Raw genomic sequence first — 15622 nt, 5'->3', positions numbered from 1 at the left:
GCATGCGTGCGGTTGCTAAGCGGTGAAACATTGCGCTGTCTGCGCTATTCACGTTATCGCTGCTTCAATAGCCATTGAGCGACAATGCTTGCGTCTTTGGGCGAGAGCGGATCGACCTGATCCGCGACCGGCATTGTTATATCGCCCCAGTGAGCGGGCCCTTCAAGGGACAACTTCTGTTCGAGTGCGCAGCGCGCACCCGGTATCTTGCGGTAGCGTGCTGCGATCTGCGGGAACGACAGGGCGAGATGCGGTGCTTCGGCTGTATGGCAGAACATGCAGTGTTGCTCGTCGACCAGCGCTCCGGCTTCGGAGTTAGCCAGGGCCTCACCGGTGTGTGCCGCCAGCAAGGCGACGATAGTCGCCGTGATACCAGGCCGCGAGAACCGCGACGATGACATGGCTACGCCTCGCCTAGTGATGGCGGAACAGCGAAAACGCGGGCGAAGCGGATGCATGGGTACCCGATTGCGTCGTTTGTTCGTTCACGCCGCCGTACGCACGGTTGGTCGCCGCGCTCGCGTCGTCGGCCGCGACGGTTTGTTCGCTCTGACCTCGTTGCGATGCGGGCGCACCGATGCTCGGACTATAAAACGGGGCAGGGCCGTAGCCGCTCGCGAACGCGGGAGCAGCGACAGTGGCAGAGACGGCGACGAGTACGGCAGCAAGAATCTTGGTCTTCATGATGGACTCCAATAACGTTTCGTTTCAGTTCAGGATCGCGTCGCGACAGTGGCGGGTAAGCTGAATTCGCAACGTCGATGGAGTCAGTGTATTCCCTTGCTATAAGCGAACCAGTATCGATAGGATTAACTTTTTGTTAGGGATTCCAGATATTTCGTCAGACGTGAAAATGCGGAGAAATCTCGGGAACCACGCTGCGCATTGACGCGATATCTCAGGCCTTCCGACACACGATTTGATGCGCCGATGCGCTGCCAATAGAGAGCGCGTGTGCGCAACCTGCAAGATAGACCTGCCAGGTCCTGTACTTGGTCTCGCCGACAGTCCTACGAATGCGCTCAGCGTGTTGCTCATAACGCTCGGCCCAGCGTCGCAGTGTCGCGGCATAGTGACGTTCAAGATTTTGCACGTCGATAGCTTCCAGGCCGCTCTCCTGCAACGCGCCGGTTACCCGTGAGAGGTGAGAATCGTCGCCGGCCGGAAACATGAATCGACCGATGAACTCGCCTGCTGGCTTCTGCGCGTTGCCCTTGCTTGAGTCGGCGTTCGTCACGCGATGCTCGATCAGCGTGCCGTCGTCGGCAAGGAGGCTGCGGATCTTTGCAAAGTACGATGGGAAGTTGTCTCGCCCTATATGCTCAAACATTCCCACACTCGTTATCCGCTCAAACGTCCCACGCACATCGCGATAGTCCTCTAGCCTGATTTCGACCCTGTCGCTCAAGCCTGCCGCTCTGACTCTTTCGGTGGCGAGCTGGTATTGATTCTCCGATAGCGTGACGCCCACGCAGCGTGCCCCGTAATTCGCAGCAGCGCGCATGACCAGGGCTCCCCAGCCACAGCCAATGTCCAGCAGACGCTGCCCGGGTTGAACGTTCAGTTCCCGGAGAACGTAGTCGATCTTCCTGAGTTGAGCGTCATCAAGCGTTTCGTCGCCGCTTTCGAAGTAGCCGCACGAAAAAACCATCCTTTCATCCAGCCAGAGTCTGTAGAAGTCGTTGGAGACGTCATGGTGGTAGCGGATGGATGTCTTGTCCCATTGCCGGCTGTGCTTCGTCCGACTTGCGGGTTTGGAACGCGCTGACGATTTTGCGGGCAACGTCGACATGCGATACACGGTGTCGACAACTTCTTCGAGCTTGCCGTCCAGATCGATGCGTTCTGTGATGTACGCTTCAGTGAGCGAGTCCAGACTCGGCGTGAAAAGCAACGGAAGCGCAGACGGGTCGCGAACATGGATGCGCACGACCGGATTCTCGAAGATTCCGAGGTCAAAAACCTGTCCGTTCCAAAGGCTCAATTGAATTGGAAGATTGTGGCTAAGGCGGATTCCGTCTACCCAGGTTCCTATTCCTAAGTTCACTAACCGATTCAGCAATTTTCCTTCCTTGCGTTCCATGTCGCTGACCTACGTGGTTCCCGGGGCCTCGCGGGCGATACTGATTGCGCGAACTCACCCGGTGAATGCGCCGATGGCGCCGCCATGTATTCGACAAAGCCATTTCGGCGACAAAAGCTCAGCAGGCGTATGCCTGCCTACTGAGCAATCTGGATGGCGAGCGATGGATCGTCTAGTGATGAACGGGGACGACCTTGCCGCGGAACAGGTGGTACTGATACAGGTTGTAGCCGACCATGATCGGAAAGACGGTGCCGATTCCGAACAGCATGAAGGTGAGTGTCGAGCTATCGGACGCTGCCGACGCGACTGTCAACTGACCTGGAACAATGTACGGGAAGAGACTGACCGCCAGGCCCGCAAAGGACGCAACAAACAGGATGGCGGAGCCGGCAAAAGGACCGTGTTCGCCGCCCATATGAACCGAGTACAGGATGTAGCAGACGGCCAAAGCCGCGAGTACGGCGAAGCCGATCAGAATGCTTAATACGCCGTGCTGATCCCAGCGGCTGACGCCGACCGGGCTGATGACCAGCGTTCCAGCAGAGACGATGATCGCAGCGGTCACGGTTGTGAAGACGGCCGTGACCGAATAGCGCCGCGCGGTCTGTTCCAGGCTGCCGGTGGTCTTCTTCACCAGCCAGGTTGCACCCAGCAACGCGTAGCCGGACACCACGCCAATTGCGGTGACCGCGACGAAGGTCATGTGGAGATGACCGGGAAGCATACCGGTGAGAATCCTGCCGAGGATCACGCCCTGGCTAATCGCCGCGAGCAGGCTGCCCACCCCGAAGATACGGTCCCAGACGGGCTTGCTGCTCGTGGCGGCATGCCGGAATTCGATCGCTGCGCCGCGCATGATCATGCTCGCGATCAGGACCATGATAGGGACATACAGATCGGACAATATCATGGCGTACGCGGAAGGGAAGGCCCCGAACAGCGCGCCCCCGAGTGCGACAAGCCATGTTTCGTTGGCGTCCCAGACATGGCCGATCGACTGAATCATGAGATTCCGTTCGGACTCCTTGGAACGAAACAGGGTGAGGATGCCGACGCCGAGGTCGAAGCCGTCGGTGATGACATAGAGCACGAGCATCAAGCCGATTATGCCGAACCAGGCGTGGCTTAACAAACTCTCGGTAGAAGCTGGATTCATGGGGATACCTATCTGGGTGAATTTAAGCGGATGTGACGTGGGTCCTAGTATTCAACCGAGCTGTGAGGCACAGTCCGAGAAATCGTCTCAACCGGCGGCATCAACGTGAGGTCCGGGCCCTTCTTCAACCAGCGGCGGGCAAAGACGAAGAACGACGTGATCAGAATCGCGTAGAACGTGGCGAACATGATCATGCTTCCGCTGATGGCGGTGGCCGAGATGTTGGAAGCAGCCTGTTCCGTGCGAAGCAGGCCGTAGACGACCCATGGCTGACGACCCACCTCGCGGACAATCCAGCCGCACTCAACCGCTATATACGGCAACGGAATGGCGAGAACCCATGCGAGCAGCAGCTTGCGCTGGGCGAGCAGGGCGTCGAGCCGGCCACGTGCCTTGCGCAGAGCGAAGATCGTCCAGAACGCCAGAACCATGAAGAGGAAGCCGATTCCCGCCATGACGCGGAACGCGTAATAGAGCAGGGGCAGCATTGGCGGCTGGTCGGCGACGGGGATGTCGGCAAGGCCCTTCACCTGACCGTGCAGCGTGTGCGTGCCGAGGACGCTTAGGAGTCCGGGAACTTCGAGAGACCAGTCATTGGTTTGCCTGGCTTTGTCCGGCCATGCGAGCAAGGACCAGGCTGCACCGGTCCCCGGCGCGTTGGTCTGCCAGTGGCCTTCGATAGCCGCGCCTTTGGCCGGCTGCGTTGCAAAGACATCGACCCCGCTCGAATCGCCTAGCCAGATCTGGACCGGGGCGACGAACGCGAGGCACACCAGTGCGACTTTGAAAGAGCGGACGAAGAATTCAGGGTTGCGGCGCTTGAAGAGGCAGTAGGCGGAAATGCCGGCGACCACGACCAGTCCGGTTTCGAGCGCCGCGAACCACATATGCGACACGCCCCACACCATGTCGGGATTGAAGATGGCCTTGGCGTAGTCGGTGACCACCAGTTTGCCGTTGACGACTTCCACACCAGCCGGGGTCTGCATCCACGAGTTAGCCACCATGATCCAGAACGCCGAGAGGGTCGAACCCAGCGCGACCATGCTGGTGGCAAACAGGTGCACGGGCTTGGGCACACGTTCCCAGCCGAGCATCATGATGCCGACGAAACCGGCTTCGAGCATGAACGCCATGGCGCCCTCGAAGCCGAGAATGTTGCCGAAGAATTGGCCGGTGTACTCGGAAAAAGGCCCCCAGTTGGTACCGAACTGGAATTCCATGGGGATGCCGCTCACCACGCCCACGGCGAAATTGAGCACAAGAAGCTTGCTCCAGAAGCGTGCGTGGCGATACCAGACCACTTCGTTGGTTCGAATCCAGAGCGTTTCGACTACCAGCAGAAAGGCCGAGAGGCTGATAGTGAGAATGGGCCACAGGATGTGGAATATGGCCGTCATTGCGAACTGGCCTCGCGCTAGATGTAGGGCTTCTACAGGCATTTCGGTCACCAAAAAAGCGAATTGAGAGGCAGGCGCGCCAGGCGGCGCGCGGCGGGTCTAAAGGGCGTGGCGTTATGCGGCCGCGACGGACGGCGCGCAACGATGAAGCAAAACCGGAATCGACTTGGAGGTCGGCGTATTGCACACGTCGCCGACACTTGACAATGGAACCAGCGGGTTCGTCTCCGGGTAATAGGCTCCAATGCACCCACGCGGAATGTCGTACTCGACGAGCAGAAACGAGTCGGCGCGTCGATCGATACCGTCGTCCCAGACCGTCGTCATGTCGACCCGCTCGCCGGCCTTGAAGCCCAGCATGTCCAGGTCCGCGGGATTGACGAACACCACCCGGCGCTGTCCGAAAACGCCGCGATAGCGGTCGTCGAGGGCGTAGATCGTGGTGTTGTACTGGTCATGCGAGCGGGTGGTCATCAACGTCATGACGCGTTCGCCGTGAAGCGCTTTGGCGCGCCGGATGGGCGTGTCCGTTTCGATCTTGTGGACCATGAAATTCGCTTTGCCCGTCGCGGTCTGCCAGTCGCGCTCGCGCGAGGCGACACGCAGATGAAAGCCGCCGGGATGCTTGATTCGCTCGTTGTAGTTTTCGAAACCGTCGAGAACCTGTTCGATGTCGTCCCGAATCAGTGCGTAGTTCCGGGCACGTTCCAGCCAATCGACTTTGTCGTCGCCTAGCGTCGCATGGGCAATATTGGCGACGATGGCCGTCTCGGACATCAGGTTCTTCGAAGCCGGAATACTCATGCCGTAAGAGATGTGGACCATGCTCATGGAGTCTTCCACGGTGATGCCTTGCGACACGCCGCCCTGGATATCGATTTCCGTTCGGCCCAAGGTCGGCAGAATCAGGGCGTCCCGACCGTGAACCAGATGGCTGCGGTTAAGCTTGGTCGTGATATGCATGGTCAGGTTGCATGACCGAAGTGCGTCGAAGGTTCGCGGGGTGTCCGGCGTTGCCATGGCGAAGTTGCCGCCCAGGCCCAGGAATACCTTCACATGGCCTTCGAGCATATGTTCGATGGTTTCGACGACATCAAGGCCATGCTCGCGCGGCGGCTCGAAGCCAAAGACGTTGCCGAGGCGATCGAGGAATGCCTGTGACGGCTTCTCCTCGATGCCGACCGTGCGGTTGCCCTGCACGTTCGAGTGTCCACGTACCGGACACAGGCCTGCGCCCTCACGCCCAATATTGCCGCGCATCAACATCAGATTCGACAGCATGTGTACCGTCGGCACGGAGTGTTTGTGCTGGGTAATACCCATGCCCCACGTCACGATGACGCGTTTGCCGTTCACATAGATACGCGCGAGATTTTCGATCTCCTCGCGTGATACACCCGACTCTTCTTCGAGAGCCAGCCAGCTTTCGGCGCGCAGATCCGCGGCGAACGCTTCGAGGCCGAGGGTGTGTTCCTTGATGAACTCCACGTCGAGAATGCGCTCTTCGCCACGTTCGATGGATTCGTCGTCCAGTTCGACGACCCGCTTGGCGACGCCCTTGATCAGCGCGAAATCGCCGCCGAGCCTGGGCTGGATGAAGGTGGAGGCAATCTTGGTGCTGGACATCGTCAGCATCTCGAGCGGGTGTTGCGGGCTCGAGAAGCGCTCCAGTCCCCGCTCGCGGAGCGGATTGATCGAGACGATGGTCGCGCCGCGCTTCGCACATTCGCGCAGTTCCCCTAACATCCGCGGGTGGTTGGTCGCGGGATTCTGGCCGAAGATCAGGAGCGTATCGGCGTGCTCGAAATCGTCCAGCGTGACGGTGCCTTTACCGATTCCGACGGTGGTCGGCAGGCCGCGGCTGGTTGCCTCGTGACACATGTTGGAGCAATCGGGGAAGTTGTTCGTGCCGTACATGCGTACAAACAACTGATAGAGGAACGCTGCTTCGTTGCTGGCGCGGCCCGAGGTATAGAAGGCGGCCTGGTCCGGATTGTCCAGCTGGTTGAGATGCGTGGCGATGAGCCGATAGGCATCGTCCCAGGCGATGGGCTTATATTTGTCGGTCAGCGAATCGTAAACCATCGGATCCGTCAGCCGGCCATGCTGCTCGAGTTCATAGTCGGTCTGCTGCATCAATTCTTCGACGGTGTGCTCCGCGAAGAACGCAGGCGTGACGCGCTTGGTCGTCGCTTCGGCGGCGACCGCCTTGACACCGTTTTCACAGAACTCGAAGGTCGAGGCATGTTGACGGTCCGGCCACGCGCAGCCCGGACAATCGAAGCCGTCCGGTTGGTTCTGTTTGAAGAGGGCGCGATAGTTGCCGCCGGAGACTTTCTCCTTGATCAGATTAATGGCAACGTACTTCAGTGCACCCCAACCGGCGGCGGGATGGTGGTAGGGCTCAATTCGCCCTTTCTCTTTCGGCTTTTCCATGACCTCGGCTCCATTGACTTCGCGCGTCGCGGTATCCGTCCATTGGGCTTCGCCGTGTTGCGCATTCGGTGATCGAAGAATAAGAGCGTTGACCGGGGTGCAAAGCGCACACATCTGCTGTGCGCCAGGAAGCACAGTTTCGACAGGTCGGCATAAACCGAAATCTGTGCTCCAAAGGAGTACACTTGCGCCATGTTCTAACGGCTGCGAACGGTTCTGGAAGCCGATGGCGCAGCGTTTGCGATCGAGACGACCCGTGAAGCTCTACGAAAAACTGGCCACTGATATCGAAGTGACAATCCGCAAGGGCGTGTTTCGTCCTGGTGACCGTATCCCTTCAGTTAGACAAACGAGTCAGCACCACCAACTCAGTATTACAACTGTCATCCGCGCGTATTTGCTGCTCGAAAGCAAAGGCGTTGTCGAGAGCCGTCCGCAGTCCGGATATTTTGTGCGCCAGCTCGATGCCGGTTCAGACGGCAACGCTCACGAGTTGCGTGCCTCAAGGCCGATTGCCGTGTCGTCTGAGGTGGACGTCAGCCGGCTGGTGCTGTCGACGCTGCGCTCGATCGGCACCGATGAGGCAGTGCCGCTCGGCTCGCCTTATCCCGACCCCAACCTGTTCCCTTCCGACAAGATCAATCGCTACGCTTATGGGATGAGCAGGAAGAAGGAGATATGGGGTGTCACGGATGCGTTGCCGCCGGGCAATCCGAATCTGATTCGTCAGATCGCACGACGCTACCTTGAGAACGGGGCGTCGATCGATCCGAATGAAGTGATCATTACGATCGGCGCCACGGAGGCGATCAATCTTTGTCTGCAGGCAGTCGGCAAGCCTGGCGACACGGTGGCCGTCGAGTCGCCCACCTTTTACGCCATGCTTCACGCTATCGAGCGCATGGGGATGCGCGCCATCGAGATTCCGACGCATGCGCAGGAGGGCATGGATCTTACGGTTCTCGCAGACGTCCTGGAGAATCAGAAGATCGCCGCGTGCATGGTCATGCCGAACTTCCAGAACCCGCTCGGCTTCCAGATAACGGACCAGAAAAAGCGCGAACTCGTCGATCTGCTGACGCAGTACGACGTGCCTGTTATCGAGAACGCTGTCTACAACGAACTCTATTTCGGCGACGCTCACCCGAGGACATTGAAGTCTTACGACACGCAAGGCCTGGTGCTGCATTGCGCCTCGTTTTCGAAGACCCTCACTGCCGCCCACCGGATTGGCTGGGCGCTACCCGGCCGCTATCGGGAGCAGGTTGAGAAGCTCAAATTTCTCAATACCCTGACGACGTCGAACCTGCAGCAACTGGCGATTGCCGAGTATCTTCAGAATGACGGCTACGAGCACCATTTGCGCCGGATTCGACGGCTCTACGCGCAACAGGCCAACTTGATGAGAACGATGGTCAATCGTTTCTTTCCGGAGGGCACGCGCACTTCAACGCCGGCGGGCGGCTACGTTCTCTGGGTGGAGCTACCCGAAAAAGTCGACTCGATGAGGCTTTACCAGCTTGCGCTAGAGAATGGCATTACGATTGCCCCCGGCAATATGTTTTCGGCTTCGAACGCGTACAGCAACTTCATCCGTCTCAACTATAGCTACGCCTGGTCTCCGGAGATTGAACGGGCGGTGCAGACGGTGGCAAAACTGGCCGCGGCCTGCGCCCGATAGCCGCAGCCGGATCTTCCTGAAGACCCAGGTCGCCAACGCGCTAACGGGGCCGCCCATGCGGTCCCGGCTGTGCCTTCCGGCGAACGCACGAACTGTCTACTTTCCCCTCGTCGATATCACGGCACTATTCGATCCAGGTCGCGAAGACCCACGACCCCCAGGGTTCTACAGCCAATCGAAGAGGAAATCGTGCAGATTCCCGTCCAGAAAGGGATCGCCGCGCTCGCCGTTCTTACGATCTCACTAGTCATCGCGGGCTGCGCCAGTACTAGAGGCGTCGCTCCGCAAGCACGCGGCATCGAGGCATCCACTCTTGATGCCGGCACCGCCATTCGGGCCGCCAATGCCGACGCGCAATGGCCTGCTGCCGACTGGTGGCGTGCCTATCGCGATCCGCAGCTCAACGCCTGGATCGAGGCGGCGCAGGCCGGCAATCCGACACTCGCCGTTGCCGAGGCACGGGTGCGCGAGGCGCAATCCATCGCGGGCGTGGCGCGTGCGGCGCTGTTGCCGCAGGTCAACGGCGATCTGTCGATCGAGCGACAACACTGGCCGGAGAATGACTGGTACGGTCCAGGCCCGTACGCCGACGCGAACACGTGGGACAACACAGGCAGCCTTGGCCTGTCCTATCACCTCGACCTGTGGGGCAAGGATAAGAACGCTGCCGGGCGCGCGCTCGACACGGCCCATGCCAGCGCCGCGGACGAGCGCGCCGCGCAGCTGGAACTGGAAGGGAACGTGGTGCGCGCGTACATCGGCATGTCGATGAATTACGCGCTGCTCGATATTGCCAGGGCGACGCTGCTGCAACAGCAGCAGATCGTCGATTTCGCCACGCGCCGTCTGAATGGCGGTCTTGGCACCCAGCTTGAGGTCAGCCAGGCGGAAACCCCGCTTCCCGAGTACGAGCGGCAGATCGATGCGCTCGAAGAAGCGATCGCGCTTGGCCGCAACCAGCTCGCGGCGCTGGCCGGCAAGGGTCCGGGCGCGGGCGATGCGATCGTGCGGCCGACGCTCTCGCTCAACGCGCCCGCCGGCCTGCCGTCGGTCTTGCCCGTCGAGCTGCTCGGCCATCGTCCGGACATCGTCGCGGCGCGCTGGACAGTCGCGGCGCAGGCCCGCGGTATCGACGTGGCGAAGGCCAACTTCTATCCGGACATCAATTTGCTGGCGTCGATCGGCGGCGAGGCGGCGGGTGGCCCGATGTTCGCGTTCCTGCGCTCGGCAACCGGCACCTGGACCGCTGGCCCGGCACTGACACTGCCGATTTTCGATGGCGGCCGGCTGCGCTCGGAACTGGGCGCCGCGGACGCGGGCTATGACGCGGCGGTCGAGCAGTACAACCAGACCATCGTCAGCGCGTTGAAGGACGTCGCCGATCAGGTCGTGCGGACCCGCTCGCTCGAGACCCAGGAAGACGATGCCGAGCGTTCGGTTGCGACTGCACGCAAGAACTACGACCTCGCGAAGGAAGGCTACCGGCGCGGTCTGACCGATTATCTGAACGTGCTGGTCGCACAGAACCAGTTGCTGCACGCCCAGGAAGGCGTCGCACGCATCCAGGCCGAGCGCCTCTCCGTTCACGCGTCGCTGATGACAACCTTGGGCGGCGGCCTCGCAGAACCCGGCGACAGTCCGAAGGCCGCAGAAACGCTGCCGCAGCACGCAGGGGCGGGCACACGGGTCGAAACGCAGCAAGGAGTTCGCGATGCCACGTGAAGTTGCCGTCCTCGATGCGTACGTGCCGGCCATCGTGTTGCTGTTCATCGCCGGCGCCGCGCTGACCTGGCTGCTCGATCGAGTGATTGCCTATACGGGCCTGTATCGCATCGTCTGGCATCCTAACCTGTTCCGGGCCAGCTTGCTCGTGTGTGTATGCGGCGTGCTGGGCCTCGCCGTTTATCGTTGATCAGAGTCCAATCATGACCATCCGAAACATTATGGGTTTTGTCGCGACCGCCGTCGTTTTCGCTGCCGCGATCCTGATTGGCCGTATTTTATGGGTTCACTACATGGACGAACCGTGGACTCGCGACGGGCGGGTGAACGCCGATATCGTCGACATTGCGCCGGACGTTTCAGGCGAGATTGTCGGCCTGCCCGTGCACGACAACCAGCTAGTGAAGAAGGGCGACCTGCTGATGCAGATCGACCCGTCGCACTACCAGATCGCCGTCGAGCAGGCCGAGGCCGCGGTGGCCGCACGCAAGGCCGAACTGCAGATGCGTCGCGACGATGCGAACCGGCGCGCGGATCTGGACAGCCTCGTCGTTTCGAAAGAGGGCCGTGAAGACGCGGCCGATACGGCGTCGGCTGCAGATGCGGCCTATCAGCAGGCGCTCGCTGCGCTGGACGCGGCGAAGCTCAATCTCGAACGCACACGGGTCCTGTCGCCGGTGGATGGGTATGTCACGAATCTGGAGACCTTTCGCGGCGACTACGCGACTGTGGGCAGCTCGAAGCTGGCTATCGTCGATAGCCATTCGTTCTGGGTCTATGGGTATTTCGAGGAAACCAAGCTGCCGCATGTCATGGTCGGCGACCGGGCCGAGATGCGCCTCATGAGCGGCGGTGTGCTGCAAGGGCATGTGGAGAGCATCTCGCGCGGCATCTATGATCGCGACAACCCGCAGAGCCGCGAACTGCTGGCCGACGTGAACCCGACGTTCAACTGGGTGCGCCTGGCACAGCGCGTGCCGGTGCGCATCAGGATCGACCATGTCCCGGATGGCGTGACGCTGTCGGCAGGTACCACGTGTACGGTTGTCGTCGCGGCCCGATGACGACGCTTATCGAATCCGCGCGATGGTCTGTCTGGGCACGTGCGACGAAGATGGGAGCCGCAGCGTGGATGGCCGGCGACGGCGTCGTCTGGTTGCATCTGTTGAAAACGGCGCTTGCCGCGTTGCTGGCGATGGGTATTGCGATGCGGCTGGAGTTGTCCAGTCCGCGCACGGCAATGGCCACGGTGGCTGTCCTGATGCAGCCCTTCAGCGGCATGGTCCTGTCCAAAAGCTTCTATCGGGTCGTGGGAACCACGTTGGGGACGATTGCCGCGGTGATGCTAGGGGCCATCTTCCCGCAACAGTCCGCACTCTACATGCTGGGCATGACGGTCTGGATCAGTGCCTGTACGGCTGCTGCGGTCCGGTATCGTCAATTTCAGTGGTACGCCTTCGTGCTCGCAGGGTACACCGCCGCGCTGATCGGCATCCCGGTGGTCATGGAGCCGGGTGGCCTGTTCATGGCCGCGCTGACGCGTGCGGCCGAAGTCACGATCGGCATTCTGTGTTCCGGTGCGGTCAGCGCGCTGTTCCTGCCGCTACGATCGAGTACCGCACTGCAGCGCATCCTGCGTACCCGCTACAGCCACTTTTGTCTCTTCGCGGCGAGCGTACTTGGAGAGAAAATTGACGACGTCGCTTACGAAGGGCGCTTTGCAGATCTGGTCGATCAGATCGTGGGATTCGAGGCGACGCGAAAGTTCGCCTCTTTCGAAGACCCGAACACACGGGTCCGAAGCAGGCGCCTAGCGCGACTCAATAGCGAGTTCACCAATGCCTGCACGCGCCTGCACGCGCTTCATCAGTTGTTGAAACGCATGCATGCGGGGCGGACCACGCCGGTTCTGGACGCCGTCCGGCCGTATTTCGACGAGCTTTCGGACTTGCTGGTCAGGCTGAAAGATACGATGAAACCCGACGGAACGCGCGCAGCGAGTGCGGCGCTTGAGCTCGATCGCTTCCAGTCGAGGTTGCCGGAGTTTGCCGGCGAAACGCGGCGCTTGCTTGCGACAGCCGCGCCTGAACTCCTGCTCGACTTCGATACGACGATGGAGCTTCTGTATCGCTTTGTGGATGAGTTCCGGCGCTATACAGAAGCCTACGCGTCGCTAAACGACCAGAATCACGCGCTCGAGCGAACGGTCACGCGGCACGCCGTCACCACCAACGGTTACGTCGTCGGCTTCACGTTCTTGCGTGCAGTGCTGGCCGTCGGGGCGATGGGGGCACTCTGGATTGCGACAGACTGGCCGAGCGGCGGCTACGCGGTGATCGGGGCGGCGGTGGCGTGCGCGCTCAGTTCCACATCGGCCGATACGTCGAAGTTTGCGGCGCAAATGGCGGTTGGCGTGGCGCTTGCCACTGTGGCGGGCTATTTTTTCACTTGCTTCGTCTATCCGAACATTGAAGGGTTTCCGTTGCTATGCGCCGTACTGACACCCGTGCTTGCCTTCGGTGCGTTTCTGTCGATGCGTCCCAGCACAGCCGGCTACGGGGGCGCCTTTGGTCTTTTGTTTTGTCTATTGGCCGGTCCGGACAACGTCGTTGTCTATACGCCGGATCTCGTCATCAATAACGGCATCGCCGTTGTTGTTGGCATGCTCGTATCCAGTGTCGTCTTCGCAGTGATTTTCCCCACGCAGATGCCATGGCGGATCGAGAGGATCAAGCGCGATCTGCGGCGGCAAATGAAGCTGGTATGCGAGGGCACGCTCGGCGGACTCGATCAGGCGTTCCAGTCGAGCACGCATGACCTGATGTTCCAGTTGCGAGCGCTGCTCCTGAAGCACTCCGAACAGCATCGCGACGCGTTACGCTGGATGCTCGCTCTGCTTGAGATTGGACACTCGATCATCGATCTTCGCAACGAGACGTTCGATATGCCCTACGCGGAGCGTTTGCAACCAGGATGGGAAGCCGCGTTGGATACGGTGAGGCGGGATCTGGTGGACCTGTTCGAGCAACCGGACAGCGCCCGTCTTACGCATGCGGTGACGTCAGTCGAAGCGGCGATCCGGATCGCGCAGTCCCTGCGGGGAACATTGCGCGCAGATCGTGAGAAGCGTCATCGAATGCAACGCATCCTGAGTTATCTGCACTTTATCCGGACGGCGTTGCTCGATAGCGGTGCGCCTTTTTACGGCAGTGCCGAGCGGCTTCACCGCGCCACTGCGCCACGTGTCCGGCAGCCGCACGATTAAATTTTTTTCATGGTGGCGGCATTCCCGTTCCGGTGTCACGCGCCTATCCTGACCTTGAGTTGAGTTCATGCGCGGCCGCTGCGTTCCGAATCGCCCCGAATGGCTGGGTACCGGAGAGGCCACACCTCAACACGAGCTGTTTCGTTGAAGCGCGCCAACGCTTCGTATTCGACCACATGGTCAAAGCTAATTTCCGCTGTGGGAATCAACCCGGCGGGATCAAGGAGAGTTTTCATGGGTTCACTGAGTATCTGGCACTGGTTGATCGTTCTCGTGCTTGTCGCACTGGTCTTCGGTACGAAAAAGCTTCGAACCATTGGTGGCGATCTGGGCGGCGCGGTAAAGGGCTTTAAGGAGGGAATCAAGGAAGTCGAGGCATCGGCCCATGCTGAGCATACCGATTTGCCGCGAAACGACACCGTTGACGTCGAGGCCAAGGAAACGCTTCGGTCCGGCGAAACTCGCTGAACCACAATCAGTCATGTGCTGACAGGACACCTTCATGCTTGATCTGGGTCTTACCAAGATGGCAGTCATCGGCGTGGTTTCGCTGGTCGTACTGGGACCGGAGCGCTTGCCGCATGTAGCACGCACGGCAGGCGCACTCCTTGGGCGCGCGCAACGCTATATCAGCGACGTGAAAGACGAAGTCACGCGCGAGATTGAACTGGGCGAATTGCAGCAGGTGAAGAACGAATTTGTGGCGGCTGCGGCGAACATCGAGAGCACCATCCACGACAACCTGCGTGAGCAGGAAACCGAGCTCAAGGTCGCATTCAATGGCGCTTCTACCTCGCTACCAGACGTTGCGAACGATGCGAACGATGCAGTGCAATCTCCGTCGCAAGGACTGGACACCGTCTCGTGGCGTACCGATCTTGCCGCGGCGCCGAAGCGCAGGAACTGGCGTGGAAAGCGGACCGTTACGCCGACCTGGTACAAGCGCGCTGCGGCACACCGTAGGCGCGTGCAGTCGGTTGCCGCTCGCGAAGCTCGCCAACCCGCGGCATATGCCGCCGCCAGACACGGATTCTTTAATGTCTAGTTTCCTGATTTTTTAAGCGAGAGCCGTTGTGAGTCAAGTTCAGCAGTCCCTGGGAGAAGGGCCGGAATCATCCTTCGTCTCGCATCTCGTCGAGCTACGCGACCGCTTGATCCGCGCAAGCATTGCCATCATTGTCGTGTTTCTCGGACTCGTCTATTGGGCGCCGGACATATTCAAGCTCCTCGCTCGCCCGTTGATGATGAACCTGCCGAAGGACGGCAAATTGATCGTCACCGATGTCACCGGTTCATTCTTTGTGCCGATGAAAGTGACGATGCTCGTTGCGTTCGTCATCGCGTTGCCGTACGTCCTGTATCAGATATGGGCGTTCATTGCGCCCGGTCTTTACCAAAACGAGAAAAAACTGGTCGCACCGCTCGTCGGGACCAGCTACACGTTGTTCCTCTGCGGGATGGCGTTCGCGTACTTCGTTGTCTTCCCAACTATTTTCCGCGTAATGACGCACTACAACGCGCCGTTGGGTGCGGCAATGAACACGGACGTCGACAACTACCTGGGTTTCGTGCTGACGATGTTTCTTGCGTTCGGCGTCACCTTCGAGGTCCCGATTTTCGTCATACTGCTGGTGCGGATGGGCCTGCTGACTGTGCCCAAGCTCAAGGAAATCCGCCCGTATGTGGTTGTCGGGGCATTCGTCGTGTCTGCCGTGGTGACACCGCCCGACGTATTCTCGCAACTGATTCTCGCGGTTCCTTTGATCGTTCTGTATGAAGCGGGAATCATCGCCGCGCGACTGTTCGTTAGCGGACAACCCAATGCAACACCTGAGCAGGGAAGCGACGCCTAACGTCGCCATCCAGGCGGCACTCG

The 15622-nt window shown here is 60.2% G+C and carries 14 protein-coding genes; 8 read left to right on the top strand and 6 right to left on the bottom strand.

Translation table 11 applies throughout. From position 1 onward, the window contains the following. Positions 1-53 precede the first annotated feature (53 nt). The 6 genes from BUS12_RS10265 to BUS12_RS10240 all read right to left on the bottom strand — a co-directional run bounded on the left by BUS12_RS10265 (position 54) and on the right by BUS12_RS10240 (position 7078). Complete coding sequence (locus tag BUS12_RS10265) at positions 54-401, bottom strand: c-type cytochrome (RefSeq protein ID WP_074295589.1); 348 nt, start codon at positions 399-401, stop codon at positions 54-56. Positions 402-414: 13 nt separating this feature from the next. Continuing rightward, positions 415-684: a hypothetical protein gene (locus tag BUS12_RS10260; protein WP_074295588.1), complete on the bottom strand. Its 270-nt coding sequence runs from the start codon at positions 682-684 to the stop codon at positions 415-417. A 214-nt stretch (positions 685-898) separates the two neighbouring features. After that, a complete protein-coding gene (locus tag BUS12_RS10255) occupies positions 899-2083 on the bottom strand; it encodes an SAM-dependent methyltransferase (RefSeq protein WP_074295587.1) in 1185 nt (394 codons plus the stop codon). 172 nt (positions 2084-2255) lie between these two features. Continuing rightward, a complete protein-coding gene (cydB, locus tag BUS12_RS10250) occupies positions 2256-3242 on the bottom strand; it encodes a cytochrome d ubiquinol oxidase subunit II (protein ID WP_074295586.1) in 987 nt (328 codons plus the stop codon). 44 nt (positions 3243-3286) lie between these two features. After that, positions 3287-4684 carry a cytochrome ubiquinol oxidase subunit I gene (locus BUS12_RS10245; RefSeq protein WP_074297339.1) on the bottom strand — a complete coding sequence of 466 codons (1398 nt, stop codon included), beginning with the start codon at positions 4682-4684 and terminating at the stop codon, positions 3287-3289. A 72-nt stretch (positions 4685-4756) separates the two neighbouring features. Next, the gene (locus tag BUS12_RS10240; protein WP_074295585.1) at positions 4757-7078 is read right to left on the bottom strand and encodes an FdhF/YdeP family oxidoreductase; all 2322 of its coding nucleotides are present in this window, start codon (positions 7076-7078) and stop codon (positions 4757-4759) included. Between the two features lie 256 nt (positions 7079-7334). Here BUS12_RS10240 and BUS12_RS10235 point away from each other — a divergent pair, with 256 nt between their 5' ends. From BUS12_RS10235 to tatC, 8 genes are all read left to right on the top strand, one after another. Next, entirely contained in the window at positions 7335-8759 is a 1425-nt protein-coding gene (locus BUS12_RS10235) for an aminotransferase-like domain-containing protein (RefSeq protein WP_074295584.1), read from the top strand. Between the two features lie 189 nt (positions 8760-8948). Further along, the gene (locus tag BUS12_RS10230; protein ID WP_074295583.1) at positions 8949-10481 is read left to right on the top strand and encodes an efflux transporter outer membrane subunit; all 1533 of its coding nucleotides are present in this window, start codon (positions 8949-8951) and stop codon (positions 10479-10481) included. After that, positions 10471-10671, top strand: coding sequence for a DUF1656 domain-containing protein (locus BUS12_RS10225; RefSeq protein WP_074295582.1), 201 nt, complete (start codon positions 10471-10473; stop codon positions 10669-10671). Before BUS12_RS10230 ends, BUS12_RS10225 begins: the two co-directional genes overlap by 11 nt. Positions 10672-10684: 13 nt before the next feature. Continuing rightward, positions 10685-11545 carry an efflux RND transporter periplasmic adaptor subunit gene (locus BUS12_RS10220; protein ID WP_074295581.1) on the top strand — a complete coding sequence of 287 codons (861 nt, stop codon included), beginning with the start codon at positions 10685-10687 and terminating at the stop codon, positions 11543-11545. Beyond that, entirely contained in the window at positions 11542-13746 is a 2205-nt protein-coding gene (locus BUS12_RS10215; RefSeq protein WP_074295580.1) for an FUSC family protein, read from the top strand. The genes BUS12_RS10220 and BUS12_RS10215 overlap by 4 nt, the downstream gene beginning before the upstream one ends. A gap of 234 nt (positions 13747-13980) precedes the next feature. Next, entirely contained in the window at positions 13981-14214 is a 234-nt protein-coding gene (tatA, locus tag BUS12_RS10210; RefSeq protein ID WP_074295579.1) for a Sec-independent protein translocase subunit TatA, read from the top strand. 34 nt (positions 14215-14248) lie between these two features. After that, entirely contained in the window at positions 14249-14791 is a 543-nt protein-coding gene (tatB, locus tag BUS12_RS10205) for a Sec-independent protein translocase protein TatB (RefSeq protein ID WP_074295578.1), read from the top strand. Positions 14792-14819: 28 nt separating this feature from the next. Next, complete coding sequence (gene tatC, locus BUS12_RS10200) at positions 14820-15599, top strand: twin-arginine translocase subunit TatC (RefSeq protein ID WP_074295577.1); 780 nt, start codon at positions 14820-14822, stop codon at positions 15597-15599. Positions 15600-15622 lie beyond the last annotated feature (23 nt).

The sequence above is a fragment of the Paraburkholderia phenazinium genome (assembly GCF_900142845.1).
Classification (GTDB): Bacteria; Pseudomonadota; Gammaproteobacteria; order Burkholderiales; family Burkholderiaceae; genus Paraburkholderia; species Paraburkholderia phenazinium_A.
The sequence above is the reverse complement of the archived record's forward strand: the minus strand, read 5'-3'. Positions and strand labels throughout refer to the sequence as shown.